Source organism: Temperatibacter marinus, from assembly GCF_031598375.1.
GTDB classification, from domain to species: domain Bacteria; phylum Pseudomonadota; class Alphaproteobacteria; order Sphingomonadales; family Kordiimonadaceae; genus Temperatibacter; species Temperatibacter marinus.
In genome coordinates, this window is record NZ_CP123872.1 from 2,887,649 (window position 1) to 2,913,771 (window position 26,123).

The window sequence follows — 26,123 nt, forward strand, 5'->3', positions numbered from 1 at the left end:
GTGACTGAATGACTGACCAGGGCCTACAATTTCCACGCTTTTATGTGACGGCCCCGTCTGCTTGTCCTTATATCGATGGGAAAATAGAACGTAAGGTCTTTACAGAACTTGCAGGTCCCGATGCCCATAATGTCAATGAAGCCCTTAGCAGAATCGGTTTCAGACGCAGTCAATCTGTTGCTTATCGTCCTGCCTGTGAAAATTGTGCCGCCTGCATCTCCGTCCGTGTTGTTTCAGAAGAATTTTGCCCTTCTACTTCTCAGAAGCGAATTCTAAAAAATAATCGAGATATCAAGTCCGCAGTCGTGCCTGCTGAAATTACAGATGAGCATTATGCCCTTCTGAAAGTTTATCTTGAAGCCAGACACCAGGATGGCAGCATGGCAGATATGACATATGATGACTTTCAAGAGATGGTTGAAAGCTCGACCGTCGATACCTTCCTCATAGAATATAGAGAAACGTTAACAGGGGCCTTAATTGGGCTTGCCCTTACGGATGAACATAGTGATGGCCTGTCGATGGTCTATAGTCTGTTCGATCCAAAACACGACAAGCGTAGCATGGGCAGTTATATGATCCTTGATCACATTACCAGAGCCCAAAAGGCTGTGCGTCCATATATCTACCTTGGCTATTGGATCGAAGACAGTCGGAAAATGTCCTATAAGGAAAAATTCCAGCCTTTAGAAAAGCTAGGTCCAGACGGTTGGTATCGTTAACAATTCCTTATATTAGCCTCCGCGCAGGAGCCTGACACCTTCGTCTTTTTCAAATAAATAAAGCAATTCTCTTAGAGCTTTTCCTCGGGGTGTTTCGAGACCTGCATCTTTATTCATAATCATCCGAGCATCATCACGGGCAAGTTCAATCAGATGTTTATGCTCTTCAAGGTCTACGAAATGATACTCTGGCATGCCACTTTGACGGGTTCCAAGGATCTCTCCAGCCCCTCTCAGTTTTAAATCTTCTTCCGCAATCACAAAGCCATCTTCTGTATCACGCATCACTTGTAAGCGGGATTTCGCAACTGCCCCAATATCCCGAGCGCGGAGAAGCATACATGTAGATTGTTTCTCCCCTCTTCCAACTCGTCCACGAAGTTGATGCAGTTGAGCCAGACCAAATCTTTCTGCATGCTCAATAACCATAATAGTAGCATTAGGAACATTCACGCCGACTTCAATGACTGTCGTTGAAACGAGCAGGCGAATGTCTCCTTCAGAGAATTGCAGCATAACACTGTCCTTCTCTGCTGCTTTCATCTTGCCATGAACGAGGCCTACTTTAGCTCCAAAAACTTTTTTAAGGCCCTCATAGCGATCTTCTGCTGCTGCAAGATCTAAGACTTCACTCTCTTGAACTAGTGGGCAGACCCAGTATATTTGTTGCCCCTGTTCAAGTGCTCTGCGAAGGCCACTGACAAGCTCACCCAAGCGATCGTGAGAAACCACTTTTGTTTGGATTGGTTTTCGACCCGGAGGCTTCTCTTGAATTAGGGACACATCCATATCCCCATAAGCCGTCATCGTCAGAGTTCGAGGTATAGGCGTTGCTGTCATAACGAGAAGGTCAGCACCTTCAACCGTTTTATGCGCGAGGGCCATCCGTTGCTGTACGCCAAACCTATGCTGCTCATCTATGACTGCAAGACCCAAGTTGGCAAAGGTGACATCTTCTTGGATAATGGCGTGAGTTCCTATGAGGATGTCAATTTCGCCGTTCTCTAAGCGGCTTAAAAGATCCGCACGTTTTTTACCTTTGTTTCGCCCTGTCAGAAGGTCGATCTTTAGGCCAACTTTATCTGCCAGGTCCGTCATAAATTCCATATGCTGACGTGCTAAAATTTCAGTCGGGGCTAATATTGCGCCTTGCATCCCCGCTTCTACAGCTGTTGCCATAGCAAGAAGTGCTACAATTGTCTTGCCGCTTCCTACGTCCCCTTGAACAAGGCGCAGCATAGCTTCTTTCTTACCCATGTCGGCTATAATATCATCAAAGGATTTCTGCTGATCGCCAGTTAAATTGAAAGGCAAGTGATGTAAAATTTCTTTCGTGATCGCCCCTGTTCCTACGATAGGCCGGCCACTTGATTTTCGAGCTCTATCTCTCACCAAAGCGAGAGCGAGCTGTCCTGCGAGCAGCTCATCATAAGCTAATCGCTGTCTATATAGACTGTTCGTAGCAATATCGGATCCTTGTGACGGGGAATGAACCTGCAGTAGACTTTCTTTAAAAGTCCCCCAGGTTTCACGTTTCATAATCCCTGGATCATGCCATTCATTTACTTCTGGCACATTTTTAAGAGCTGAGAAGAGAGCTTTTCGTAATGCTCTGATCCCAAGCCCCGATGTTAAGGGGTAGATAGTCTCGAGCGCAGGCATTTCATCAGCTTGATCTATCGGCAGCATGTAATCCGGATGGGTAATTTGTATTTCTCCGCGGAAATGCTCTACTTTTCCAGAGATCAACCGCATCTCCCCTATCGGCAGTTGTTTTTCAATCCAACTCCTATGCGGATTAAAAAAAGCACATGTCAAATTTCCTGTGCTGTCTTCGCAAAGCACCTTGTAAGGGCTTTTCCGATTATGGGACGGGATATGCTTTAGGACTTCAACTTCTAAGGTAGCAACCTGTCCGTCCTGAGCATCCACCACGTGCGGGCGATACCGTCGATCAATGACGCTCACGGGCATATGAAAAACCACATCCACAAGTCTTGCAGAATCTTGACGACCAAATAGTCGTAAAAAATGAGCTTTGTTGCGCGGCCCAATACCGGCAAGGGTTTCAATATCCTTAAAATATCCATTCAAAGAGGCTGGTCTCATTTGCCCGTATCCATAAAAAAACTGCACAATCCAAAAGGATTATGCAGCGCTTCTTTAGACTAGTCCAGCTTACTCTTTTGGCTCAGGCAATTTTAAAATTGGAAGAGCCGCTTTTTCACTCATAACCGTCGTCGGCAATTTACCATCCCAATTCTGAGCTTGGGTTAAAGCAATAATCAAAGGGTTATTTCTCAGAGATTTAGCTTTTGCCTCAATGGCTTTCGCCTCTGCAAGACCCTTTATCTCTGTAGCCTTTGCTTCGGCTTCAGCAACTTTAATAATCGCTTGTGCTTGCGCATCTGCTGTATTTACCTCTCGCATCGCCTCCAATTTCTGACGATCTAGTTTAAACTTTTCAGCATCTGCTAAATTTTTCTCAGTCTGTTTCGTTTCAATAGACTGAAGATATTTGGCTGGAAGAACAATATTCTCAATTTGAATATTATCGACACTGACAGGAAAGCCCTTCATTTCTTCCATCAACTCAGATTCAATACCCATAATGGCTGTGGCTCTGTCTTGGATGAGTTTCTCTGCCGTGAATTTGGGTATAATCGTCTTAACCGCAGCTCTGAAGCGTGGGTCCAAAATTCTTTGCTCAAATTGGTTGAGTCCTCCATATTTTCTAAAAAGATCAATGGCAGCTGCTTTATCAACTGTCCAGTTCACAGATGCATGAACTGTCACAGGCATTTGTTCGCTCGTAGAAGATGGCATCTTTTCTTGATTTTTACGAGTACGAACTTCAATTTCCTCTATCACATCAATGAAAGGGGCTTTGAAATGTAACCCTGGATTTTCTTGGTATTTTGCTTCGGAAAATCTCTTCACAATCCCAACATGACCTTCTTCAACTGTATAAAAACTAGAAATAGCTGCTGAAAGCCCCAAAATTGCGAGAACTGGAACTGTTATATATTTCGTTTTAAATTTTTTTGTTGTCAAAATTTCCTCCTGTCGTTGTTATTATAAACTCTATATGGGTATTGATGAGTAGAATTACAACGTTGGTTTAGTAAGAATTCAGATAAATCCTATTGATATAAGGGAAAAAAACCTCTATTTGACAGTCATACACTGATAGGAAATCACTATGACAGAGCTTGATCTGACCTATAATCCTCATAAAGAAATTAGCCTTGATGACCGCCGTCGTCGGCTCTTATTTCGTGCATGGCATCGTGGAATTAAAGAATTAGACCTAATTTTTGGAAATTTTGTTGATGCGAATGTGAAAGATTTTTCTGAAGAGGATTGTATTTGGTTTGAAAGTCTTTTCGAAGAGCAGGATCACTCTATTTTATCGTGGGTGACTGATGGCATCGATGTGCCGGAAAAATTTCAAGGGGATATGATGCGACGCATCCAGAAACTTGATTTCATGACCCTTAAAGCCAAATAGAGAATTATTTTAAAATTATGTCTTTGACCCAATTATATCTTGAGGATCGCTTTTCATACACCTTGGCTGGTGTAGCTCCTGGATATGATAGTTTGTTGTTGGGTCAATTTGCTCATGAAAAATATACGAAAGACAAGGGATTACATCTTCATTTATGTGCCGATGATAATCATCTTTGGGAACTAAAAGAGACTCTTTCTTTTTTTGCACCAGAAGTAAAAATTTTAGTCTTTCCTGCATGGGACTGTCTGCCCTATGACAGAGTTAGTCCTCATAACGATGTCTCCGCACAGCGTTTAAAATGCCTTTCAGATCTTGCGCTATATAAGCTGACCAGCCCGACGATTGTTCTTGCAACTGTCAATGCAGCCAGTCAACGAGTACCTGCCGCTGACTTCATCAAAAATTCTAGTTTGGTGATTGAGCTTGGCTCTGAACTTTCTATGAATCACGTTGCTAATTTTTTGTCCTATCATGGTTACAATCGAAGCAGTCAGGTTGCTGAAGCTGGTGAATTCGCTGTGCGCGGGGGATTGATTGACCTCTATCCCTCTGGCTATTCACAACCCATTCGTATTGACTTCTTCGGGGATGAGATTGATAGCATTCGCACCTTTGACCCTCTTGATCAACGAACAACAGGAAAAGTTAAACGCCTCAGACTCACCCCTGTTGGAGAATATGCTCTTGACGAAGAGAGCATCAAAAGATTTAGACGCAACTATGTGAATAGCTTTGGACCTTCTAAGAATGATGCCCTCTATGAAAGCATCTCTGAAGGTATTAAACATAAAGGGGCCGAACACTGGCTGCCTCTGTTTCATGATAACCTTGAAACACTTTTTGATTATATCGGCGATGCGACCCTTAGCCTCGCTGCACAAGTGGATGAAGTGGCATCAGAACGTTTCGATGCAATTCAAGATTATTATCAGGCTCGCGTTGAAGCAAAAGAGATCGCCGCAAAAGATAAGAAAAGTAATCTACCCCTTTACCATCCCATACAACCACAAGCTCTCTACATCCAAAACGAGGAATGGGAAGAGTGCTTAGAGAGGTTTAGTCCACTCCGCCTCTCAGTCTTTAAAGAGCCAGAAAGCCCGAGCGTAAGAGCCATAGATGTCGTTAAAGGCCGTGATTTTGCTGCTGAAAGAAATTCTAAGGACATTAATGTTTATGACGCGCTTAAAGAGCATGTCGACACGCTTATTGAATTAAAAAAACGTGTTGTTTTCGCCTGTTATTCAGCTGGCTCTGCGGACCGTATGGAAGGTGTCCTAAGAGATCATGGCATAGGCCCTACAGGTATTGCAGAAACATGGGAAGACATTAGAACAAGCAATAAAAAACTTATCGCTCTGGCAGTATTACCCCTGTCAAATGGATTTGAGAGTGAGGATTTGGCTGTCATTACAGAGCAAGATGTTCTGGGTGATCGCCTGATTAGAAAATCCAAGCGTCAGAAAAAAGCGGATAATTTTTTAACTGAAGCCAGTGGCTTAAGTGCTGGAGACTATGTGGTCCATAGTCAACACGGGATTGGTCAATTTGATGGATTAGAGACAGTCAAAGTCTCTGGGGCTGCTCACGATTGTCTAAGGCTTGTTTATGCTGGTGGTGATAAACTTTTTGTTCCAGTTGAAAATATCGAGATGCTATCTCGCTACGGCAGCGAAGAAACATCACCACAACTGGATAAACTCGGCGGTGTAGCCTGGCAGGCTCGAAAAGCACGGATGACTAAAAAAGTTCGTGAAATGGCCGGTGAGCTCATTAAACTTGCCGCTGAACGTGAGCTTCGCCAAGGCGAATCCATTAGCCCGACCGAAGGCGTATACGAAGAATTCTGCGCTCGATTTCCTTATACAGAAACAGATGATCAATTACGAACAATTGGCGATGTCATTCACGACCTTGGTTCTGGTCGTCCTATGGATCGTCTCGTATGCGGCGATGTGGGTTTTGGTAAGACAGAAGTTGCTTTAAGGGCCGCATTTGTTGCTGCAATGTCAGGTCTTCAAGTGGCAATAGTTGCCCCGACAACGCTTTTAGCACGTCAACATTACATGACGTTCACTGAGAGGTTTAAGGGATTGCCAATTCGTATAGGGCAACTTTCTCGCCTTGTGAAAGGTAAAGAAGCCACCAGAGTGAAGGACGAACTTCGTAAGGGACAATTGGATATTATCATTGGCACCCATGCTTTGCTCGGTTCAGGCATAGATTTCCCAAACCTAGGCCTTCTGATCATTGATGAAGAACAACATTTCGGTGTTGCGCATAAAGAAAAGCTTAAGAAACTGAAATCGAATGTTCATGTCTTGACACTTACAGCGACGCCTATTCCGCGGACCTTACAAATGGCAATGACCGGAATTAGAGATCTTTCAATCATTGCTACACCGCCAGTTGATCGTTTGGCTGTACGGACCTTTGTTATGCCTTTTGATCCAGTCGTCGTTCGGGAAGCCTTTCTGAGAGAGCATTACAGAGGCGGACAAAGTTTCTATGTATGCCCGCGCGTTGCCGATCTTGATGAAGCTGCTGAATTCCTCAAAGAATTCGTACCAGAGGTGAAATATGTGGTCGCCCACGGACAGATGCCACCCGGTCAAATTGAAGATGTCATGACTGCCTTTTATGAAGGGCAATATGATGTCTTACTCTCAACAACCATCATTGAATCAGGCATTGATATTGCGAGTGCAAATACAATGGTTGTTCACAGAGCCGATATGTTCGGCCTCGCACAGCTCTATCAAATTCGGGGGCGTGTAGGCCGCTCTAAAATAAGAGCTTATGCCTATTTGACAACGCCTGCTAACCGCCGCCTCACGGACACCGCAGAACGCCGTCTGCATGTTCTTCAACAATTGGATACATTAGGGGCTGGATTTAACTTGGCTTCACATGATTTAGATATTCGCGGTGCAGGAAACCTGCTCGGTGATCAACAATCTGGTCAGATACGAGAAGTCGGTGTTGAATTATATCAAAAAATGCTTGAAGAAGCTGTCTCTGAGGTAAAAGCTGGTAGCAGTGACTGGGAAGAAGAGCTTGGGGAATGGTCGCCAACAATTAATCTGGGCGCGACTGTCATGATCCCAGAGCATTATGTGCCTGATTTAACACAGCGAATGTCTCTCTATCGCCGCCTGGCTGATCTTGATACACGAGAAGATGTGGATGCATTTTGTGCTGAGATGATTGACAGATTTGGAAAATTACCCAGTGAAGTTAAACAATTAGCGGCCATCATGATCATTAAGGGATATTGTAAATCCGCAGGTATCGCTAAACTAGAAGCTGGACCCAAAGGTTTTGTCATTACATTTAGAAATAACAAATACGCGAATCCTGCTGGGCTTGTAGATTTTATCAGCAGTATGGGCAAATCTGCAAAAATTAGAGCAGATCATTCTCTGGCTCTCTTCACGAAACTTGATAAAATTAGCCAGCGACTACAAACAGTGGCTAAATATACGAAAAAATTAGCGACTCTGGCGACACAAGGACATGAAAAACCGCATTAGATTGCGGTAAACACCCCCTAGCCTGCTCCTAGCCTGCGGCACGGGCGCGTGCAGGTGTCAAATTCGGGGAAGGCTTTCCGTAATAATATCCTTGGCCGTAGTTCACACCGATCTTGGTGAGCAAATCAGCATGTTCTTTAGTTTCCACCCATTCTGCAACAGTTTCTACACCGATCTGTTGACACAGTGTCGCCATTGACATCAAGAAGGCCCGTGTGGTCTTGTCCTTCACTGCATCTCTGACATATTCGCCGTCAATCTTAACGCCGTCCACGACCAATTGCTTAAGGTATTGGAAGCCAGATGCCCCCGCCCCAAAATCATCAAGATAGACACGGAAACCAAGGGCGCGAATTTTTTCAAGAACCTTGTTCAAACCCTCTAGGTCAGTGATTTTTGCAGATTCAGTGACTTCAAGAGACAAGTTACGGGCAAGAGAAGGTGCATTTTTTAATTCTTCGACCAAATTATCTAGGAAAGCTGCATTGGATAGAGATTTGCCTGATAAGTTAACGGCAATCTTAGGTGCTGAGGCCATTCCCATCTTTGGTTTTATGAGGCCAATAGCTCGTTTTAAAATCGCATGGTCAAAATCCATAATCAATCCCACATCTTCTGCGAAACAAATCATCTCAAATTGATTGACATTAACCCCCTTGAGATCAAACCGACACAAGGCTTCGAAATGATGTGTTGTGCCACTCTGTAGGGAAACAATTGGCTGATAAACAAAATTAAAGTCACCAGCATTCAGCATATCTCTGAATTTTGTTACTTTTGTTGTCGTTTCCTGAATTAAGTCTGATCCTTCAGATTTAAATGTCTGCATATCAAAATTTTGATTGTCTTCCGCAAATTGTTGCAAGGAAAATACCAAAGCTTTCATGCCGTCTTCATCGCCCTCTTCTGAGATTTTTGAAGCATCGATAGACGCAGAATTTAAATTAACACCTGTGGCTTTGCTCAGATTATCAGAGATTAATTTATCAGATTCACCTGACTCGCCCTTTTCATGAACAAGAGCAAATTTACTTTCCGTTAGTTTTGCAGCAGAGTTCCCGCCAACCGAGAAGGATTTTAAGAATTTTTCGACTTCCTTCTGTTTTCCTGACGTAAGCTCGTTAATGTCGCTTTCTAGAACTGTCACCATTAAATTTTCTTCAGTTCCGGCCGTTTTCTGAAGTAATTTATCTAAGCGATTAAAAAATTTATCTTTTCGTTCATTGTCTGTCAGTTCGTCTTCTTCATCTTCATCAAGGCCAAGACGGTAAGGATACGAGAGCGCAAGATAGGTAATGTCTGCATACATAGGTAAGCGGCCAGCAAACATGGCAAATTCTTTTCTATTATCAGGATCAAGTCCGCAAGAAATCATGATAGGACCAATTCGAGATGCTTTATCAAGCCCTGCCATCGTCAAATCAAACATGGACATATCTTGCTCAGACACTAACGCCGAAAGCGGTTTGCCCATCACGACGCTGTCGTCTTCACTTGCAAGGATACTGATAGCCCCGTCAGCATTCAAGACATTTAATTTTGTATCCACTTCCAGAAGGACATCCCCCACAGTGAAGGCAAATCCTAAAAATCTATCTGGCACTTTTGACATAGTGACCCCTAAGTTCTCTGTCTCATCGTTTTTGTGGGATGATTTTATGCCTGAACTGACTGAATTGTTTGTATTATTTTATCTGCAGGTTCTGCACCAACGAGAGAAAGCTTTTGATCAAAAATATATACTGGCACACCCGTCACCCCAATTGAACGTGCATAGTCAATTTCTTTTTTAATCATATCCACATCTTGAGTATTGGCAAATAGTTTTTCAACTATTCCTTCATCCATCCCTGATTTTACAGCAATACTGGTTAACAATTCCTTATCACTTACTAATTTACATTGTTCAAAATAAGCCTTCATGATTGCATCTGTGACTTCATCCTGACATCCTGCCCCTTTTGACCATTTTATTAATCTATGGGCATCCATACTGTTTCCAATCAGACAGTCACTTTCAAAATCAAAGTGAATGCCTAATTCATGACCGCGAGACGTTAAATGCGAGCGCATTTGTTGTAACTGAGGACTATTTCCAAATTTACGTCGATAATAGGTTGCCCTGTCTACGCCTTCTGCCGGCGAATCTGGCGAGAGCTGGTAAGGTCTATATGTTACATTAAACTGCTCTCGGCCTAACGCCTCAAGCGCCTTATCTAATTCCTTTTTGCCCAGGTAACACCAAGGACATACCACATCGATAATCACGTCAATATTCATAGATTAATCTCTAAAATTTTAATTGTCTTTTGCTTTACCACTACCGTAGCCTTATGATTCTGATTAGGAAAGAATATAGTATGATCAAAACAGTTACACAATCCCTCACAGGCCTTATGCAAGCTGAGAAAAAGGCGGCAGAGGCGAGCTCCAAGATCGTTACAATTAACGACCCTGAAAGTGATGCTTCACTGAGCCAAAGTATCATAGACCTCAAAACTGCCGAAACAGAAGTCAAAGCCAATGCTATCGTCTTAAGAACATCCAGCGATATGCTGGGTGAATTAATTGACGAACTCGCTTAAAATAACTTGTAATCACCTGTATGCCGTCTATCTTATGGCTATGCCAGATACTTTTAGCCTTGAATCAATAACGAAAGAACCACTCATCGACAGCCTTGGGCGACAGATATCCTATTTGCGTCTGTCCGTCACTGATCGGTGTGATTTTAGATGCCAATATTGTATGGCTGAAAAAATGACCTTTCTGCCTAAGAAAGATGTTCTCTCTCTTGAAGAACTTTATCTTATTGCCAAAACCTTTATGGCCTGTGGTATTGACAAAATCCGACTGACTGGCGGTGAGCCCTTAGTGAGACGAGATATTCAAACATTAATTTCTTTGTTAGGGAATCATGTTTCAAAAGGTGATCTAAAAGAGCTAACAATGACAACAAATGGCAGTCAGTTAGGCCAGTATGCGTCCATGTTAGCTCAAAGCAATGTCAAGAGATTGAATGTCTCACTCGATAGCCTAAATCCAGATAAATTCAAGCATATCACAAGGCGCGGCAGTCTAAAAAATGTTCTAAAAGGCATAGACACCGCTGTTGCACAAGATATTCATATTAAAATCAACATGGTCATCATGGGGCAAGAAAATATGGATGATCTCTTGCCTATGGTTGATTATTGCACTCAAAATAAATTTGATTTGACCCTGATCGAAGCCATGCCGTTAGAAGCTGGTGGTATTGATCGAGCTGCCAATTTTATGCCTTTGTCTGCCTGTGTTGACCTTATCCAGCAGCAGTATGCGCTTTTGCCTTCTACACATTCCACTGCAGGCCCTGCCCGCTATATGACGATCGATGGGAGCCAGTCTCGTTTAGGGCTTATCACACCCCTAACACAAAATTTTTGCCAGGGATGCAACAGGATAAGATTAACCTGTACTGGTAAACTTTATCCATGCCTTGGGCATGATACGCATCTCGATTTTAGAGAGTTGATCCGCAGCGGGGCCAAGGAAGTCGAACTTGTACAACAGTTACGAGCCATTATTGCCCAAAAACCCGCCGCTCATGATTTCGAAATTTCCTCCTCAAAAACAAAATCTGCTACGACAAGGTCCATGAATACAACTGGGGGCTAATTTCTAGAATAAAAAAGAGTAGTTTGATTTGATTTTCAGGCTATACTGCCTGAAATTTATGAGGCCCTATATGAAGATAGCTATTTTACATAGTGATACAAAATTGGCAGAAGAGTCTGCAGAAATTCTATGCGAGAAATATAATGTTGTTTCTCCAGAGGATGCTGATGTCATCGTTGCTCTTGGCGGGGATGGATTTATGCTTCAATGCTTACATAAAAATCTTTTCTCTAACAAACCAATCTTTGGCCTTAACAGAGGCACTGTTGGATTCTTAATGAATGACTACGGTGAAAATAACCTCATGGAACGCCTTGAAAAGGCAGATAAATTTGAACTACATCCACTGAGAATGGTGGCAACAGATGTGCAGGGGCAGGTCCACAGTTATCTGGCCATTAATGAAGTCTCTTTGCTAAGAGAAACGCGCCAAGCAGCCTCAATGCAAATTATTATTGATGGCAAGCCACGACTTACAAAAATGGTCGGCGATGGCCTTATTGTCTCCACGCCGGCGGGCAGTACAGCCTATAATCTTTCTGCTCATGGTCCTATCTTGCCTATTGGCTCTAATATGCTTTCAGTGACCCCAATTAGCTGTTTTCGACCGAGACGATGGCGCGGGGCTCTTATCAGTGAAGATAGTGATATTGAACTCATTATTCGTGATGGGCGAAAAAGGCCTGTTTCAGCAACTGCTGATATGCATGAAGTTCGTGATGTGAAGAATGTTCGAATTACCGAAGCAAAGGATGTGACGGTTCATCTACTGTTTGATCCTCACCACAATCTTGATGAACGTATTTTCCTTGAACAATTTGCTGATTAAAAAAAGCCTCAGGATCCTCCTGAGGCTTTCTCATTCATCATACGTCAAATCATTTAGATGAAATCAATATCATCATCATCATAATCACTAGCAAGCGGGAGTAAGACCGTAAAGCGTGAGCCCTTGCCCTCTTCACTCGATAATTTAATCTTCCCGCTCATTGCCTCAGCTAGGCCACGACAAATATGCAAACCCATCCCAATTCCATTTTGGCGTCTTGCATAAAGATCATCGGTAACTTGTTGAAATTTATCAAAAATTCTTTCTTGATCATGGACAGAAATCCCAATTCCAGAGTCCCAAACCGTGATAGCAAGATGCTCACAAGCCGCAGGATCAACATTGATACCTATACGGCCACCGTCGCCTGTAAATTTCACAGCATTGTTGAGTAGATTGATCATAATTTGGAGAACACGTTTTTCATCCGCCAAGATATGAAGGTCTGGATCAATGCCTTGAATTTCAAATTCAATAGACTTTTCTCTAGCTTGACCGGCAACAAAATTACTGGCTCTTGACACAACACTATGCACAGAGACAGCTGTAGTGGACAGACTGAGGGCACCGCTTTCCAACAAAGTCACATCCATAATATCTGTAATAAGAGACTGAAGATGAACACCCGCAGAATGGATGTCTTCCGCATAACTACGATACTCATCATTCAGAGTGCCAAATTTTTGACCAATGAAGGATTCAGCAAAACCAATAATTGCATTCAAAGGTGTTTTGAGCTCATGACTCATGGTTGCGAGGAAATCATTTTTCGTTTTCAACGCATCCTTGGCCGCTTTTGTGGTCACATCTAAAGCAATATTATTTCTAGTCAGATCAGCGAGAGTGTCCTCAAGACGCTGTTTTTCTAGTTTGACTTTTTCCGCTTGCTCGTATCGCTCGGTGACGTCCTTACCGACACCACGGTATCCTTGGAATTCACCAGACTGGCGATCAAAAACAGGAACACCTGACATGTGGAAACATTGTTCCAATCCATTATAATCTTTAATGATGAAAAGCTGGTCACGGAATGGCTTTTTCATTGCGATTGCTTCAAGACCTTCATCACTGCCTTCCATGTTGGCTTTAAATTCTCCAAATTGCTCTAATTTTGATCCTATAAACATCATAGCAGGCTGCCCGACGACAGCTGTAAATCGATTTGAAAGCGTCTTTACTTTCATCTCTTCACTAAGCTCCCACATCCAATCAGATCCTGCGCGTGCAAAGTCTTGATAGCGGGCATGAATATTCTTTGAATCCTCAACAGCTTTCGTCAGATTTGTAATGTCTTCATATGTTCCAGCAATGGCGATAATATCACCACGTGCATTACAAACTGGCATGTGACGTCCTTGGAAAACAAACTGCTTCCCTCGGATCGTCAAGGTTTCTTCTGCTTTAACAGTCGACTGGCTTGCAAGCACATCTTGAATAATTGGCTGCATGGTCGGTGCCGGCATCTTATTCATTATTTGCAAGGGACCCGGACTAAGACTAACGTCGCCCATGACATCGGCTAACTCTTGGAACTTTTCATTCACATGCAAAAGCATGCCGTCCACAGAGGTCACATAAACTGGCAAGCTGTTGTCGACAATTAAATGATCAAGAAAGCCAGATACTTGCGTATTCGCAGGCACTGCATGGACAGCAGCCTTGCGAATGGAAGCACCAAAAGCAGAATCTTGTTCTTGTTGATCTGATAATCCTGCCTGATTTTGCAATTCTGCAAACCTTAACAGTTGACCTTTTGCTTTATTAATATCTGACATAAAAACCCTCCCCAGGGTAACACGGCACTACGTGTTTATGCATTTCTATTCCAACCCAATACTAACTAACTTTATCTAATTCCTCGATCGCTTGCTGATAAGAGCTCTCCCGTTGCCAGACCTGCAAAGCACCCTTTGCACTCTGGACAGAAATTCGATCAAATAAATCCAATACTTCTTTAATGACCCCCGGAGACTTAGCCCGCGATCCACCTTCTCGTGCTTGCACAATCACAAGATACATACTTGTGAACTGAGCCCGATCAAGATCAATGGCCCTGCACAAAACAGCAAAGCTTTCGCCCCCTTTATCAGAGAAAACCCGCCATGCTGTTTGAAAATCAATTGATCCTAACTGAGCAAGTCCAGCAACAAAAACAGCAACACGTTGCTGCTTAAACGCAGAAATAAGAAATTGAGAGGTTAACTCTCCATTTTCATGCATCCGCCGAACAAGTCGCTGAGCTTTCACATAGGCATTAGTTTCTTCTTCAACATCAGACATCACTGTAAGCGTTGCACGCTTCATACTTTCTTCAAGCACAATAGGGTCGACATCAAAATCACTGATAATTTTTTTTCTTAGAGCTGCCGAAACCCACCAGTACATTTTATAGGCTAGATCTCCAGGCAGATCAGATCTTTGAACAAGAGGTTCTTGAAAGCGATCAACACGGCGCGATTCAATAACTAGATATTCCATGGCGCGTTTCGATAGTTGAGCATCGTGGTTATTCAACAAACTTTCCACAACATCTTCGTCACCATATTCAACGAGTGCATCTGTCAACTGCTCGGAGAGCTCCTCACGCATCGTGATTGAGAGACGGTGTTCATCAGTGCGCATGCGCACAATCTCAATAAGATCCGGATCTTTCAGCAGATCACTGCTCTCTAGAAGAGGCCGGGCTATCTCAATCTCGTCGTTTGCCAAGAGGTTAACAATTTCTGGCAAGTCAACCTGCCCGCGCAGCAAGGATTCAGAAAGCTCCTTACGCACATCTTTCTCCACTTGAGAAATCAATTTCGCGAGAATATCCGACATCAGTGCGCGCTCGTGATCAGTCAACCGACCATCATCCGATAGGAACATATCAGTGATATTCTCAAAGAGACGCGTTCTGGCCGCAACAGATTTACTCTGCGCCAATGTCAGCATTTCCATAATGCGATCACTTGCCATTTTCAGCACCCACTATGGCTCAAAAGGAACCACTTTCCAATCGTTTTAACGACTCACGAGTCGTTTTTCACACACAAATTCCACATCGAAAGTGAAATTTATACCATTACCCACTGGAATCATACGGATTCCAGCCTAAGAATCAAGTAATTAGTGTATTTAGTTAAAAATTTATTAAAACAACACTACATATCGAATCAAAAACGAATCTAGAGTCAACATGTTGATTTCCACTCTTATAGTGCCCTTCCTAAACTCCAATAAAAAAGGGCTGATGTCATCGACACCAGCCCCAAGTCTCTGCATAACGCGCTACCCTATGCAGAGGAAATCAAATAAATTACAAGGGAGGGAAACCTGTTTCAAAGAAACATAACTTATTTGACTGTATCTCTATTGATTAGAAAGAAGCGCTGAGGGAAATTACCGCTGTCTCTTTACCAATTGTATTATTCATATTTGTGTCAATGTAAGTAACACCGAGACCAACAGTATCCGAGAGGGCATAAGAAAAGCCTAGAGACCAATCTAGCTTTGCGTCCCCATTAAATTTACCAAAAGCACCCTCTTCAACACCTAAATGACCTGAAAGAGAAATGACATCTGTAAGGCTGTATTCAAGATCTGTATAAACATAGAGGTTAGTTTGATTCCCTAGGTTATCCTGGTCGTAGGCATAAGCTGCTCCCACTGTCCACCCAACATCGTTAAAAGATCCACCAACAGACCCATAAGCCTCTAAATAGTGCGTATCATCAGATCCTGGGTAAGTATAGGCAAGGATACCAACATCATAGCTTAAGCCATTCGATTCAAAACCATAGCCAGCATAGATATCCATTTCCATCTCTGACCCACCAAATGTCTCAATACTAGATGCCCAAGTTCCAACATAAAAGCCAGAAGCCCAGTTCACATCAAAACCACCCTGAACAGCAAAATCTTTATTGGATAAACTGACACCGCGGAAGCGATAGTCAGTTACTAGAGCCGTATTCGCAGACCATGCAGCATCTTCAGCTGAAACTGACGGAAGCGCAACGGTCGAAAGAGCAAGAACTGAAACTGATGACAAAACAACTTTTTTCATGATAGACATAATCCATCTCCTAATAATTTTTTATATTTTTGCGGGAGAGAGGGGCGCCGATCCTGCAAGAGCAAGCGCCCCTCACTATTAATTTAGCTAACTAGCTTTTGTGAACCACGACCAAATTCTGGGTAAGCTTCAAGTCCAAGCTCAGACAGATCTGATCCAACAAACTCTTCTTCTTCGCTAAGGCGAATTCCAATGGTGTATTTCAGCGCTAGCCATACAATTGCACTTGTAATCGAAACGAAAGCACCAACCGAGATAATACCGATAAATTGACCAAAGAAAGAGGCCCCTTCATTTGTAAAGGCAACAGCAAGTGTTCCCCAAATTCCAGCCGCAAGGTGTACTGAAATCGCACCAACAACATCATCAATCTTGAATTTATCCAAGAGCCCTACTGCAAAAATCGCAATGACTGATCCCACAGCCCCGAACAGAATAGCTTGGAAGACTGACGGCATTAGAGGCTCGGCTGTAATAGAAACAAGACCTGCGAGTGCCCCGTTAAGAACCATTGTTAAATCTGCTTTACCGAAACGTACCAGTGTCACAACATAAGCAGTGACAGCGCCTGCAGCAGCGGCCATATTTGTATTCACAAAGATATTTGAAACAGCAACAGCATCAGCAGCAGAACCAAGAGCAAGCTGAGAAGCACCATTAAAACCAAACCAACCAAACCACAGGATGAATGTGCCAAGCGTCGCAAGAGGCAGATTAGAACCAGGCATTGGTCTTGGCTTGCCGTCCGGACCAAAACGACCCTGACGCGCACCAAGAATGATGGCCCCTACAAGAGCAGCCCAGCCGCCAGTAGAGTGAACAGTAGTTGAACCAGCAAAATCTAAGAATTCGCCACCAAACATGTCGATAAACTCTTGGGCATGCAACCAACCTGCACCCCAGTTCCATGCACCTTGAATAGGATAGATGAAGAGCGCAAGAACAGCTGTAAAGATGAAAAATGGCAGGAGTTTAATGCGCTCTGCAACCGTTCCAGATACGATCGAAGCCGTTGTCGCAACAAAAACCATTTGGAAGAAGAAGTCAGAGCCCATAGCGTATCCAGCTTCAAAATTTGCACCTTCTTCTGCAAGAGCCGCAGTATCATCGCCACTCCAAACGGTAAAGCTTCCAAGAAAACCACCGTCGACACCGCTATACATCAATTGATAGCCAACAACAAAGAAACAGATACTCGCAATAGAATAAAGAACAATATTCTTCAGGCAAATATCAGCCACATTTTTCGACCGAACTAGACCAGCCTCAAGCATGGAGAAGCCTGCGGCCATAAACATCACTAAAAAACCACCAATCAAAAAGAGGAGCGAGTTAAAGATAAAAGCAGATTCAGCATCTACCGCCATAGCTGGAAGCGACATCGATGTCGCTGCGAGTGCAATAAGGCTTATTTTTTTCAAATTAGTCATTTATTTTTCCCTTTACTTATAGCGCTTCATTGCCGCTTTCACCGGTGCGGATGCGAACAGCCTCACCCATGTCCAGCACGAATATTTTTCCGTCACCGATTGCGCCTGTTTTTGCCGTTTCTGAGATAATCTCAACAACATTCGAGGCAGCCTCATCGTCGACGGCAATTTCAATCTTAATCTTAGGAACGAAATTGACTGTATACTCTGCACCCCTGTAAATTTCCGACTGACCCTTCTGGCGCCCAAATCCCTGCACCTCAGATACTGTCATGCCTGCCACATTTGCCTCCTGAAGCGCTTCCTGCACCCCTGCTAAACAATGCGGCTTAATAATTGCGATAATATATTTCATTCAATAAGCTCCCTGATTTTCTAGATCATTTTTTTTGGTTATCCTTCGTTATAGTCGCAATGCATGTGCCAGTTTTCTCATCCTTAGTAGAATTTTAATAACTAACTGATTTTAATATAAAAAATATAAAAACCCTAGGTGCGTACCCTGATATATTAGTGCCAAAATTTTAGACTTTGCCTAATTTTTAATCATTTTTTACCTTCTATAATATGCCTATTATTTAGGCATATTATAGATAAGGGTTGGCGCCAGAAGAGAAGTGATTATACTCTCATAGCTAGGCAATAGAGTTGACTATCTTCTGGAGAGAGACAATGGGGAAAAATTTCTACAATATCGAGCAACTGCGCAAACAGGCACGCAAGAATCTGCCAGATCCCATGTTTCACTATATGGAAGGTGGGGCTGATGATGAGGTGAGCCTTGAGAGAAATTGCAAAGCCTTTGACCGCTATCAAATCACACCGAAAAGCTTAAGGGATATTTCTAATCTCTCCACAGAGACTGAAGTCCTTGGACACAAAAGCCCCCTCCCCCTCATACTAGCCCCCACGGGCATGAACAGGTTGTTTCATCATCACAAAGAATATGCGGTTGCCAAAGCAGCTGAGAAACAAAACCTAATCTACAGCCTATCAACTGTAGCCACCACATCCATAGAGGCAATAAGCAATACCATTTCAAGCCCTAAAATGATGCAGGTCTATATACATAAAGACAGGGAATTAACGCGAACGCTTGTTGAAAGAACAAAGAAGGCTGGATACAGCGCCCTATGCCTAACTGTTGATACAGTCGTTGCTGGCAATAGAGAAAGAGATTTTGAAACCGGCATGGGCCTGCCTCCCAAATTTACCCTAAAATCCATCGCCAGCTTTCTCCTTCATTCCTACTGGCTTCGCCACGCCTTTATCAACAAGGGCTTCACCCTATCAAATCTCACTGATTACATTAATAAGGATGAAATGTCCGGCATGAGCCCCGCGGAATATATCAATAATCAATTTGACCGCACTTTAAGCTGGAAAGACCTTGAATGGCTCAGAAATCACTGGGACGGGAAATTAGTCATTAAAGGCGTTCAGAATGCCCATGACGCCAAAACCGCCGAAACGATTGGCGCAGATGCCATTATGATTTCCAATCACGGTGGCAGACAATTGGACGGAAGCCCTGCCCCTATTGACAGCCTAAAACCAATCAAGGAAGCCATCAACGGCCAAACTCAACTCATCGTTGATGGCGGCATCCGCAGAGGATCGGACATTTTTAAAGCAATTGCCCTAGGCGCAGACGCCGTCTCCATAGGCCGCCCCTATTTATACGGCCTTGCCGCACTCGGAGAAGAAGGCGTCATCAGTGCCATCTCTATACTCAAAGAAGAATTTGAACGGACGATGATGCTCAGTGGATGCTCCTCCCTTGCCGATATTAAAGAAGATATGATTACTCCCTATTAACTCCGACCACTCCACATTTTCAGCCAGGCACTCCTTTCTAGCGCAGCGATCCGCGCCTGAGCACTCTTGCCAGTCAGTAGCAAGCCAGGGAAGAGAGCAAGGGAAGGTCGATTGCGCATGGGCAAAATCCTCCAATAACCGCCATACGCCTGAGCAATTCTGTCCTAGAATTAGGCAACATTCTCCCGAACACTTAGATTAAACTGGCTTTAATTTTACTCAATAATCTCGCTTTATCCATTGTTATCAGTAGCTTACAGTTTGGCATCTTACTTGCAATTAGTGTACCGAGCAAAAGGCTCCTCGTAATTCCTAGAAAGGGAGATTGAACTATGGCGTTTTCAATAAACACCAATAAAGGTGCGTTGTTTGCACTTCAGCAACTGAATGCAACAAATGCAAAATTGGAATCAACACAAACACAAGTGAACACAGGTAAAAAAGTGGCCTCATCTAAAGACAACGCAGCAGTATTTGCTATTGCTCAGAAGCTTCGCTCTGACATATCAGGCTTGAATGCTGCAAAATCGTCATTAGATCGGGCTTTGTCAACAATTGATGTAGCCATCGCTGCAGGAGAAGCTGTTTCTGATCTTTTAGTTGAGATGAAAGAAAAAGCCGTTTCTGCGAAAGATGTTGGTCTAGATAGCACAAGTAGAGCATCACTCAATGATGACTTTACGCAGCTACGTGATCAAATTTCATCTATTGTTGATAACGCTGAATTCAATGGCATCAATGCCGTTAAATCAGGTGGAGAAGATATTGTCGCTATTACAAATGATACTGGCGCCAATACAATCACTATCGCAGCGCAAAACTTATCTTTAGGATCTAGTGTTGTAAACATCTCGTCATCAGATACGATCTCCACATCTACTAGCGCAACAACGACAGTTACAAAACTTGAGTCTGCGATTACGGACGTGAACTCCTCACTCTCAAAATTGGGTGCAGGATCAAAACGTCTTGATCTGCAAAAAGCTTTTGTTGGCAAACTGTCAGATGCGATTGAAGTGGGTATCGGTAATTTGGTAGATGCTGATATGGCGAAAACAAGCGCTATGCTCCAGTCGTTGCAGGTTAAGCAGCAGCTTGGGTTACAGGCTCTTGGCATTGCCAACTCGGCACCACAGGCGATTACGACCCTGTTCCAGTAACCTTTATCCAACCAATATCAGGCGGGTTTCGACCCGCCTTTTTTATTGCTCCCCACTAGGCAATATATGCCCCTGCCAGAAAAATAGGTAATTTTTACCCACTCAAACCCTTGATAGGCTAGGCATTATTTACCCCTTCTCATTATTCATACTAGAGAGGGTTCAAATTTTATTTATAAATATCAGTATGTTAGATAACACATAAAAGTTATCCACAGCAATGGCACACTAATTGCAAAGTTACAACCGAGACAAAAAGTCTCAAGAGGCAAAATGCCTTGTAAATAACTCCAAAAAGGAGAGCTAAAATGGCTTTTTCGGTAAATACAAACGCAGGTGCGTTCTTAGCCCTGCAAAATTTGAACAAAACTAGTAGTGGCCTTGAAACCACTCAATCTCGCATTAACACTGGTGAAAAAGTATCCAGTTCAAAAGACAATGCTGCTGTCTTCGCTATCGCTCAGAAATTGCGTAGTGATGTTGCTGGCCTTGGCGCTGTACAAGGGTCACTTGACCGTGCTCTTTCTACAGTAGACGTTGCGATTGCTGCTGGTGAAGCAGTGTCCGACCTACTGATTGAAATGAAAGAGAAAGCTGTATCTGCGAAAGACACTGGCCTGGACAGTACAAGCCGTGCATCTTTGAACGATGACTTCACTCAGCTTCGTGATCAGATTACATCGATTGTCAGTAACGCTGAATTTAACGGTACAAACGCCGTGAAAAACAGCGGTGACTCGATCGTTGCGATTACAGATGACACAGGGTCATCTGCTATTACAATTGCTGCAGAGGATTTCTCTCTTGCCGGCTCTAAAGTAAATATCGCTGCAACTGACACAATTTCTACTCAGACAAAAGCGTCTTCAGCTGTAACCAAGCTTGAATCTTCTATTACAGATGTGAACACAGCCCTTTCTAAATTGGGTGCGGGTTCAAACCGTCTGTCTCTACAGAAAGATTTCACAACCAAGCTTTCTGATGCGATCGAAGTTGGTATCGGTAACTTAGTAGATGCCGATCTCGCTAAAGAATCAGCGAACTTGCAGGCATTGCAGGTGAAGCAGCAGTTGGGCCTACAGGCTCTATCTATTGCGAATCAGGCTCCTTCTACAGTACTTGGTCTATTCCGATAAAATTAACGACTGGAGGAGAGTTTCTATTCTCCTCCGGTTTTTAACACTTTGGGGTTTACCAGAAGAAGGAATATAGGTAGTTTATAAGAGTTCCGAGAGAAAAGGTGGAACAATGACACAACAAGTTAATGCGACAGGTAACGGGCAGATCATACCGCTCCGAACCTTAGACAAATCAGAACAGGTTAAACCTGATAAATCAACGTCAGCAGCTGATGTTGGAAAAGCAATCGCACAGAGCGAAGCTGTTCCAAGTTCTGGCGGCGCTGATACTGTTGCAAAAGAACCGTTAGATAGAGCTGCTGAACTTATTGAGCAGATCATCCCTGAAAATGAACTTGGGAACACACGGTTACGGATCAACATAGATGACAATACAGGTGACTTTATCTATCAAACTTTAGACAATGATACGGGCGAAGTGATTAAACAATTTCCGCCTGAAACCATTTCTGAAATGCTGGCTAAATACCGAGAGGTTGAAGGCTTAGCAGTGGATAGCCTTGCTTAGCTGCTTCTGATAGCGACTACTATAATTTATTATATCCCTCAGGATCTTATGATTCCCGAGTTGGATTTTTTGTGCTTTTTTTCTAGCTCGATAGATTTTACATAATTTTTCTTGCCCTCGGCTTCACATAAAATCACTTATAGTTTTTCTGGATTTTTAGATCAAAGTCACCTACCTATGAGGGAAACAATATTTATAGGATTAAGTGATGAAATTCCAAGGTACTGAGAACTATGTAGCAACCGATGACCTCAAAGTTGCTGTCAATGCGGCGGCCACTCTTCGTCGACCTCTTCTAATCAAGGGGGAACCTGGCACCGGCAAAACTGTCTTAGCAAATGAAGTTGCTCAGTCCTTTGGCACAAACCTAATCGAGTGGCATATCAAGTCGACAACCAAAGCTCAGCAAGGTTTGTATGAATATGATGCGGTTTCTCGTCTAAGGGATAGCCAATTGGGGGATGAAAAAGTTAAAGATATCAGTAACTACATCAAGAAAGGAAAACTCTGGGAGGCCTTTGAAGCGGATGAAGCCCCTATTCTTTTAATTGATGAAATTGACAAAGCAGACATTGAATTCCCAAATGATTTATTACAAGAATTAGATAGAATGGAATTCCATGTTTACGAAACTGGTGAGACCATTACCGCAAAACATAGGCCGATCATTATCATAACATCGAACAATGAAAAAGAATTGCCCGATGCCTTCCTTCGCCGTTGTTTCTTTCACTATATTAAATTCCCAGATGCTGACACAATGCGTGACATCGTAGATGTTCATTACCCAGACATACAAAATTTACTCGTGAGAGAGGCTCTGAGTATTTTTTACGATATGCGCGAAGTGCCTGGCATGAAGAAAAAACCATCAACGTCTGAATTGTTGGATTGGCTCAAACTTCTGATGGCTGAAGAGCTGCCCCTAGAGGTTCTGAAAAGTAAAGACCCGAACACATTGATCCCTCCCTTGCATGGAGCATTGTTGAAAAATGAGCAAGACATTCATCTCTTTGAACGTCTTGCCTTTATGAACCGTCGCAAAAACGCTTAAGGGTAAGGTTCCTCCATGTTCATCAATTTCTTTTACGAATTAAGAGATAATGGTATCTCTGTCACGATCAAAGAGTATTTGCTCTTGATGGAAGCCCTGAAGGCGGGGTGTGCCTCCTATCAGATTGATGATTTTTATTATCTTGCTCGCTCTGTTTTTGTGAAAGATGAAACAAAATTAGACAGATTTGATAAGGTTTTTGGCAAAGTTTTTGATGGCATAGAATTTATCGCAGACGATGCCACTGAAATTCCTGAAGAATGGCTGAGAAAGATGGCAGAGCTCTATCTGTCTGAAGAAGAAATGGCGGCGATCGAAAGTCAGGGTGGCTTTGAAGAATTAATGAAAAAATTACAAGAGCGCCTCGACGAACAAAAAGAACGCCATCAGGGTGGTAATAAATGGATCGGCACTGCAGGGACCAGCCCCTTTGGGGCTCATGGCTATAATCCCGAAGGCGTGCGCATTGGTCAAGAAAAAGGCCGGCACGGTAAAGCCATTAAGGTTTGGGACAAGCGAGAGTTTAAAAATCTTGATGATACAATTGAACTGGGCACTCGCAATATCAAAGTCGCTCTAAGAAAACTTCGTCAATTTGCCCGCGAGGGTGAAGCGTCAGAACTCGACTTAGACGACACAATCAAATCTACTGCCCATAAAGGCTATTTAGACATTAAAATGGTTCCAGAACGCCATAATGCCGTTAAGGTATTGATTTTCTTTGATATCGGCGGTTCTATGGACCCTCACATTAAGCTCTGTGAGGAATTATTTTCTGCTGCTAGATCTGAGTTTAAACATCTAGAATTTTTCTACTTTCATAACTGCCTTTATGAAAATGTTTGGAAGGACAATGTGCGTCGTAATAGTGAGCGATTGAATACGATGGACATACTGCATACCTATCCTCATGACTATAAAGTTATTTTTGTTGGGGATGCATCAATGAGTCCTTATGAAATAGTCTATCCGGGCGGTTCGGTGGAACATTGGAACGAAGAAGCGGGGGAAGTATGGCTTAAAAGGGTCTTAAATATTTATTCCCGTGCCATCTGGCTCAATCCGATCCCAGAACAGCATTGGACTTACGGCCAATCCATCCAAATGATGAAAGAATTGATGGAAGATCGGATGTTTCCCCTGACTGTTTCTGGCATAGATAGTGCCGTTAAAGAATTAAGGCGCTAGACATTATCCCTCAAAGGAATAGCCTAATTTCATCAAAGCCATTCTTAAGGGGCCAGGAATGAGGTTTCCAATTTCATGAACCATTTCCGTGTCGAAGTATTTTTTATACTGATTGATTGTTCCATCCCTATAAAATGGGCCCATTTGATCTTCGCTCACTTTGAATAGACCATTTTCTTCCTCTGATTGCTTGGCTTTATCGATAGATATTGCCTCAGCTACAGCTTCAAAATTGATTTCCTCCCGGTCCAGACTAAAGAGTTCCGCAAGAATTTCTAAAAACTTCGCCTTGTTTTCAAGGCAGGATTCATATTGGAAATTTAGTCCAGAATGTTGCTCCACATAGTGTGCATGCGCTACAATCGCATCTGCCGTCGAGAGGAAGTTTTCGTCAAAATATTCACCGAAGGGCGTGTCCATATCTCTATATTTAACATAAAAGAAATAGCGTGAAATAGTGACATCCAGCGGATTTCTATACATGTTAAGCATCAGGCGCTGCCCGTTATATTTTTCCATATAGTCATAATCATAATGAGACGGATGGGTTGAGAAAATCACCTGCTCTTCATCAATAGGTGTCTTCTTATTGTACATGGGAATAAGCGAATATATTTCATCCGTATACATGTTTAAATTTGGGGCGACTAGGGCTGCAATGGCTTGCTTGAGCAAATGGGTTCCATTTTTCGGGCTTGTGTAAATAATAAACATCAATCATCTCATTCTTATTTTTAAGAATAGACTATACAATATTAATGCCAAAAGCCCTGCAACAAAATTGCAGGGCACTGGTCTTCATTTTTAAAGGGCGTTCTTAGCGGCCAGTTTTGGTGGGCGTAATTCTAATAGTAGACGAAGCAAGTCGCTCAGATGTTACGCGCCCATTTCTAATCTTAAGGCCTAATTCTTTTAATTCGCGCTGGGTAGGATTAATCATATAATTCAAATCCACGCGGAAAGTCATTTCATTGGAACCATAACTGGATGGCAGTGCTGGAAAGTCTGTCTTTTTAATCGACTTTAAGGCAGATTGACGAATAAAACCGCGCCCAGTATTGCGGAGAAGCTTAGTTTTCTGAATTTCACCTTCGCTATCAATTGTTACTCTGTAGCTAACTGTTCCTTCGTCATTATACTTTTGAGCAAAAGTAGAATAGACCATTTTTCTATCGAGCTCTGCAGAAGCTTTTGCTTGCCAATCACTGACAGAAACAGTTTCTTCTCCGGCCGAGACTGCCGTCGTTGCTAATCCAAGAGCGATCGTTGAAGCGCTTAGTAATTTTGTCATTTTATTCATCGTATTATCCTCGCAGTTAAGATGATTGATAGGACGTTTTTTTATTTTTTTGTCCTGTCCTCATACCCTGCCAGAATAATTCTTAGAAGCTACTAGATTGAGATAAAAAGTAAGGGTTTTCAGATTAACAGATAAACCCCCAACCAAATGACTATATCTTTTTTAAACGAAGGAAATAAAAAAGCGGTCCAAAGTTGAACCGCTTCATTGAGAGTGA

The 26,123-nt window shown here is 42.9% G+C and carries 24 protein-coding genes; 12 read left to right on the forward strand and 12 right to left on the reverse strand.

Translation table 11 applies throughout. The features are described 5' to 3' along the window. Positions 1-8: 8 nt before the first annotated feature. Entirely contained in the window at positions 9-722 is a 714-nt protein-coding gene (locus QGN29_RS13085; RefSeq protein ID WP_310798316.1) for an arginyltransferase, read from the forward strand. 12 nt (positions 723-734) lie between these two features. Here QGN29_RS13085 and recG read toward each other — a convergent pair whose 3' ends face one another. After that, entirely contained in the window at positions 735-2,831 is a 2,097-nt protein-coding gene (gene recG, locus QGN29_RS13090) for an ATP-dependent DNA helicase RecG (protein ID WP_310798317.1), read from the reverse strand. A 69-nt stretch (positions 2,832-2,900) separates the two neighbouring features. Further along, on the reverse strand, positions 2,901-3,746 hold the full coding sequence (locus QGN29_RS13095; protein ID WP_375164713.1) for a prohibitin family protein: 846 nt from the start codon (positions 3,744-3,746) through the stop codon (positions 2,901-2,903). Positions 3,747-3,924: 178 nt separating this feature from the next. Here QGN29_RS13095 and QGN29_RS13100 point away from each other — a divergent pair, with 178 nt between their 5' ends. Together QGN29_RS13100 and mfd are read left to right on the forward strand one after the other, a co-directional pair. Further along, positions 3,925-4,233 (forward strand): FAD assembly factor SdhE, encoded by a 309-nt coding sequence (locus QGN29_RS13100; RefSeq protein WP_310798319.1) that lies wholly within the window; start codon positions 3,925-3,927, stop codon positions 4,231-4,233. Between the two features lie 17 nt (positions 4,234-4,250). Beyond that, positions 4,251-7,766, forward strand: a complete 3,516-nt coding sequence (mfd, locus tag QGN29_RS13105) for a transcription-repair coupling factor (RefSeq protein WP_310798320.1) — start codon at positions 4,251-4,253, stop codon at positions 7,764-7,766. A gap of 28 nt (positions 7,767-7,794) precedes the next feature. Here the strand turns inward: mfd and QGN29_RS13110 are convergent, their stop codons facing one another. Next, entirely contained in the window at positions 7,795-9,378 is a 1,584-nt protein-coding gene (locus tag QGN29_RS13110) for an EAL domain-containing protein (RefSeq protein WP_310798321.1), read from the reverse strand. Between the two features lie 44 nt (positions 9,379-9,422). Beyond that, a complete protein-coding gene (locus QGN29_RS13115) occupies positions 9,423-10,046 on the reverse strand; it encodes a DsbA family oxidoreductase (protein WP_310798322.1) in 624 nt (207 codons plus the stop codon). A gap of 80 nt (positions 10,047-10,126) precedes the next feature. Between QGN29_RS13115 and QGN29_RS13120 the strand changes: the two genes are divergently transcribed. The 3 genes from QGN29_RS13120 (at position 10,127) to QGN29_RS13130 (ending at position 12,252) form a co-directional block, all read left to right on the forward strand. After that, positions 10,127-10,351, forward strand: a complete 225-nt coding sequence (locus QGN29_RS13120) for a hypothetical protein (RefSeq protein ID WP_310798323.1) — start codon at positions 10,127-10,129, stop codon at positions 10,349-10,351. Then, positions 10,335-11,423, forward strand: coding sequence for a GTP 3',8-cyclase MoaA (gene moaA / locus QGN29_RS13125; protein WP_310798324.1), 1,089 nt, complete (start codon positions 10,335-10,337; stop codon positions 11,421-11,423). The genes QGN29_RS13120 and moaA overlap by 17 nt, the downstream gene beginning before the upstream one ends. Positions 11,424-11,493: 70 nt before the next feature. Beyond that, entirely contained in the window at positions 11,494-12,252 is a 759-nt protein-coding gene (locus QGN29_RS13130) for an NAD kinase (RefSeq protein WP_310798325.1), read from the forward strand. A 53-nt stretch (positions 12,253-12,305) separates the two neighbouring features. Here QGN29_RS13130 and QGN29_RS13135 read toward each other — a convergent pair whose 3' ends face one another. The 5 genes from QGN29_RS13135 to QGN29_RS13155 all read right to left on the reverse strand — a co-directional run bounded on the left by QGN29_RS13135 (position 12,306) and on the right by QGN29_RS13155 (position 18,094). Then, positions 12,306-14,027 carry a sensor histidine kinase gene (locus tag QGN29_RS13135; RefSeq protein WP_310798326.1) on the reverse strand — a complete coding sequence of 574 codons (1,722 nt, stop codon included), beginning with the start codon at positions 14,025-14,027 and terminating at the stop codon, positions 12,306-12,308. 61 nt (positions 14,028-14,088) lie between these two features. After that, positions 14,089-15,210 (reverse strand): DUF2336 domain-containing protein, encoded by a 1,122-nt coding sequence (locus QGN29_RS13140; RefSeq protein ID WP_310798327.1) that lies wholly within the window; start codon positions 15,208-15,210, stop codon positions 14,089-14,091. A gap of 400 nt (positions 15,211-15,610) precedes the next feature. Continuing rightward, on the reverse strand, positions 15,611-16,309 hold the full coding sequence (locus QGN29_RS13145) for a TorF family putative porin (protein WP_310798328.1): 699 nt from the start codon (positions 16,307-16,309) through the stop codon (positions 15,611-15,613). Between the two features lie 83 nt (positions 16,310-16,392). After that, positions 16,393-17,739: an ammonium transporter AmtB gene (gene amtB / locus QGN29_RS13150; protein ID WP_310798329.1), complete on the reverse strand. Its 1,347-nt coding sequence runs from the start codon at positions 17,737-17,739 to the stop codon at positions 16,393-16,395. Between the two features lie 16 nt (positions 17,740-17,755). Next, positions 17,756-18,094, reverse strand: a complete 339-nt coding sequence (locus QGN29_RS13155; RefSeq protein WP_310798330.1) for a P-II family nitrogen regulator — start codon at positions 18,092-18,094, stop codon at positions 17,756-17,758. Between the two features lie 317 nt (positions 18,095-18,411). Here QGN29_RS13155 and QGN29_RS13160 point away from each other — a divergent pair, with 317 nt between their 5' ends. Beyond that, positions 18,412-19,557, forward strand: a complete 1,146-nt coding sequence (locus QGN29_RS13160) for an alpha-hydroxy acid oxidase (RefSeq protein WP_310798331.1) — start codon at positions 18,412-18,414, stop codon at positions 19,555-19,557. Here QGN29_RS13160 and QGN29_RS13165 read toward each other — a convergent pair. Then, complete coding sequence (locus QGN29_RS13165) at positions 19,554-19,676, reverse strand: hypothetical protein (RefSeq protein WP_310798332.1); 123 nt, start codon at positions 19,674-19,676, stop codon at positions 19,554-19,556. The genes QGN29_RS13160 and QGN29_RS13165 overlap by 4 nt on opposite strands. 213 nt (positions 19,677-19,889) lie before the next feature. Between QGN29_RS13165 and QGN29_RS13170 the strand changes: the two genes are divergently transcribed. The 5 genes from QGN29_RS13170 (at position 19,890) to QGN29_RS13190 (ending at position 24,606) form a co-directional block, all read left to right on the forward strand. Beyond that, the gene (locus tag QGN29_RS13170) at positions 19,890-20,717 is read left to right on the forward strand and encodes a flagellin (RefSeq protein ID WP_310798333.1); all 828 of its coding nucleotides are present in this window, start codon (positions 19,890-19,892) and stop codon (positions 20,715-20,717) included. 308 nt (positions 20,718-21,025) lie between these two features. After that, positions 21,026-21,853: a flagellin gene (locus tag QGN29_RS13175; protein ID WP_310798334.1), complete on the forward strand. Its 828-nt coding sequence runs from the start codon at positions 21,026-21,028 to the stop codon at positions 21,851-21,853. A gap of 112 nt (positions 21,854-21,965) precedes the next feature. Continuing rightward, positions 21,966-22,364 carry a flagellar protein FlaG gene (locus QGN29_RS13180; protein WP_310798335.1) on the forward strand — a complete coding sequence of 133 codons (399 nt, stop codon included), beginning with the start codon at positions 21,966-21,968 and terminating at the stop codon, positions 22,362-22,364. A 208-nt stretch (positions 22,365-22,572) separates the two neighbouring features. Continuing rightward, entirely contained in the window at positions 22,573-23,418 is an 846-nt protein-coding gene (locus QGN29_RS13185; protein ID WP_310798336.1) for an AAA family ATPase, read from the forward strand. Between the two features lie 15 nt (positions 23,419-23,433). After that, a complete protein-coding gene (locus tag QGN29_RS13190; protein WP_310798337.1) occupies positions 23,434-24,606 on the forward strand; it encodes a vWA domain-containing protein in 1,173 nt (390 codons plus the stop codon). Positions 24,607-24,609: 3 nt separating this feature from the next. Here the strand turns inward: QGN29_RS13190 and QGN29_RS13195 are convergent, their stop codons facing one another. Together QGN29_RS13195 and QGN29_RS13200 are read right to left on the reverse strand one after the other, a co-directional pair. Continuing rightward, entirely contained in the window at positions 24,610-25,320 is a 711-nt protein-coding gene (locus QGN29_RS13195) for a sulfotransferase domain-containing protein (RefSeq protein WP_310798338.1), read from the reverse strand. Positions 25,321-25,423: 103 nt separating this feature from the next. Beyond that, positions 25,424-25,906, reverse strand: coding sequence for an energy transducer TonB (locus tag QGN29_RS13200; protein WP_310798339.1), 483 nt, complete (start codon positions 25,904-25,906; stop codon positions 25,424-25,426). Between the last annotated feature and the right edge of the window lie 217 nt (positions 25,907-26,123).

Bases quoted from the DNA above. Each gene is read 5' to 3' on its own strand.
- QGN29_RS13155 (WP_310798330.1), bottom strand. From the start codon at position 18,094: ATGAAATATATTATCGCAATTATTAAGCCGCATTGTTTAGCAGGGGTG.
- QGN29_RS13115 (WP_310798322.1), bottom strand. From the start codon at position 10,046: ATGAATATTGACGTGATTATCGATGTGGTATGTCCTTGGTGTTACCTG.
- QGN29_RS13165 (WP_310798332.1), bottom strand. From the start codon at position 19,676: ATGCGCAATCGACCTTCCCTTGCTCTCTTCCCTGGCTTGCTACTGACT.
- QGN29_RS13170 (WP_310798333.1), top strand. From the start codon at position 19,890: ATGGCGTTTTCAATAAACACCAATAAAGGTGCGTTGTTTGCACTTCAG.
- QGN29_RS13185 (WP_310798336.1), top strand. From the start codon at position 22,573: ATGAAATTCCAAGGTACTGAGAACTATGTAGCAACCGATGACCTCAAA.
- QGN29_RS13130 (WP_310798325.1), top strand. From the start codon at position 11,494: ATGAAGATAGCTATTTTACATAGTGATACAAAATTGGCAGAAGAGTCT.
- recG (WP_310798317.1), bottom strand. From the start codon at position 2,831: ATGAGACCAGCCTCTTTGAATGGATATTTTAAGGATATTGAAACCCTT.
- QGN29_RS13120 (WP_310798323.1), top strand. From the start codon at position 10,127: ATGATCAAAACAGTTACACAATCCCTCACAGGCCTTATGCAAGCTGAG.
- mfd (WP_310798320.1), top strand. From the start codon at position 4,251: ATGTCTTTGACCCAATTATATCTTGAGGATCGCTTTTCATACACCTTG.
- QGN29_RS13100 (WP_310798319.1), top strand. From the start codon at position 3,925: ATGACAGAGCTTGATCTGACCTATAATCCTCATAAAGAAATTAGCCTT.
- QGN29_RS13160 (WP_310798331.1), top strand. From the start codon at position 18,412: ATGGGGAAAAATTTCTACAATATCGAGCAACTGCGCAAACAGGCACGC.
- QGN29_RS13175 (WP_310798334.1), top strand. From the start codon at position 21,026: ATGGCTTTTTCGGTAAATACAAACGCAGGTGCGTTCTTAGCCCTGCAA.
- QGN29_RS13190 (WP_310798337.1), top strand. From the start codon at position 23,434: ATGTTCATCAATTTCTTTTACGAATTAAGAGATAATGGTATCTCTGTC.
- QGN29_RS13140 (WP_310798327.1), bottom strand. From the start codon at position 15,210: ATGGCAAGTGATCGCATTATGGAAATGCTGACATTGGCGCAGAGTAAA.
- QGN29_RS13200 (WP_310798339.1), bottom strand. From the start codon at position 25,906: ATGAATAAAATGACAAAATTACTAAGCGCTTCAACGATCGCTCTTGGA.
- QGN29_RS13110 (WP_310798321.1), bottom strand. From the start codon at position 9,378: ATGTCAAAAGTGCCAGATAGATTTTTAGGATTTGCCTTCACTGTGGGG.
- QGN29_RS13135 (WP_310798326.1), bottom strand. From the start codon at position 14,027: ATGTCAGATATTAATAAAGCAAAAGGTCAACTGTTAAGGTTTGCAGAA.
- QGN29_RS13145 (WP_310798328.1), bottom strand. From the start codon at position 16,309: ATGTCTATCATGAAAAAAGTTGTTTTGTCATCAGTTTCAGTTCTTGCT.
- QGN29_RS13180 (WP_310798335.1), top strand. From the start codon at position 21,966: ATGACACAACAAGTTAATGCGACAGGTAACGGGCAGATCATACCGCTC.
- QGN29_RS13195 (WP_310798338.1), bottom strand. From the start codon at position 25,320: ATGTTTATTATTTACACAAGCCCGAAAAATGGAACCCATTTGCTCAAG.
- QGN29_RS13085 (WP_310798316.1), top strand. From the start codon at position 9: ATGACTGACCAGGGCCTACAATTTCCACGCTTTTATGTGACGGCCCCG.
- amtB (WP_310798329.1), bottom strand. From the start codon at position 17,739: ATGACTAATTTGAAAAAAATAAGCCTTATTGCACTCGCAGCGACATCG.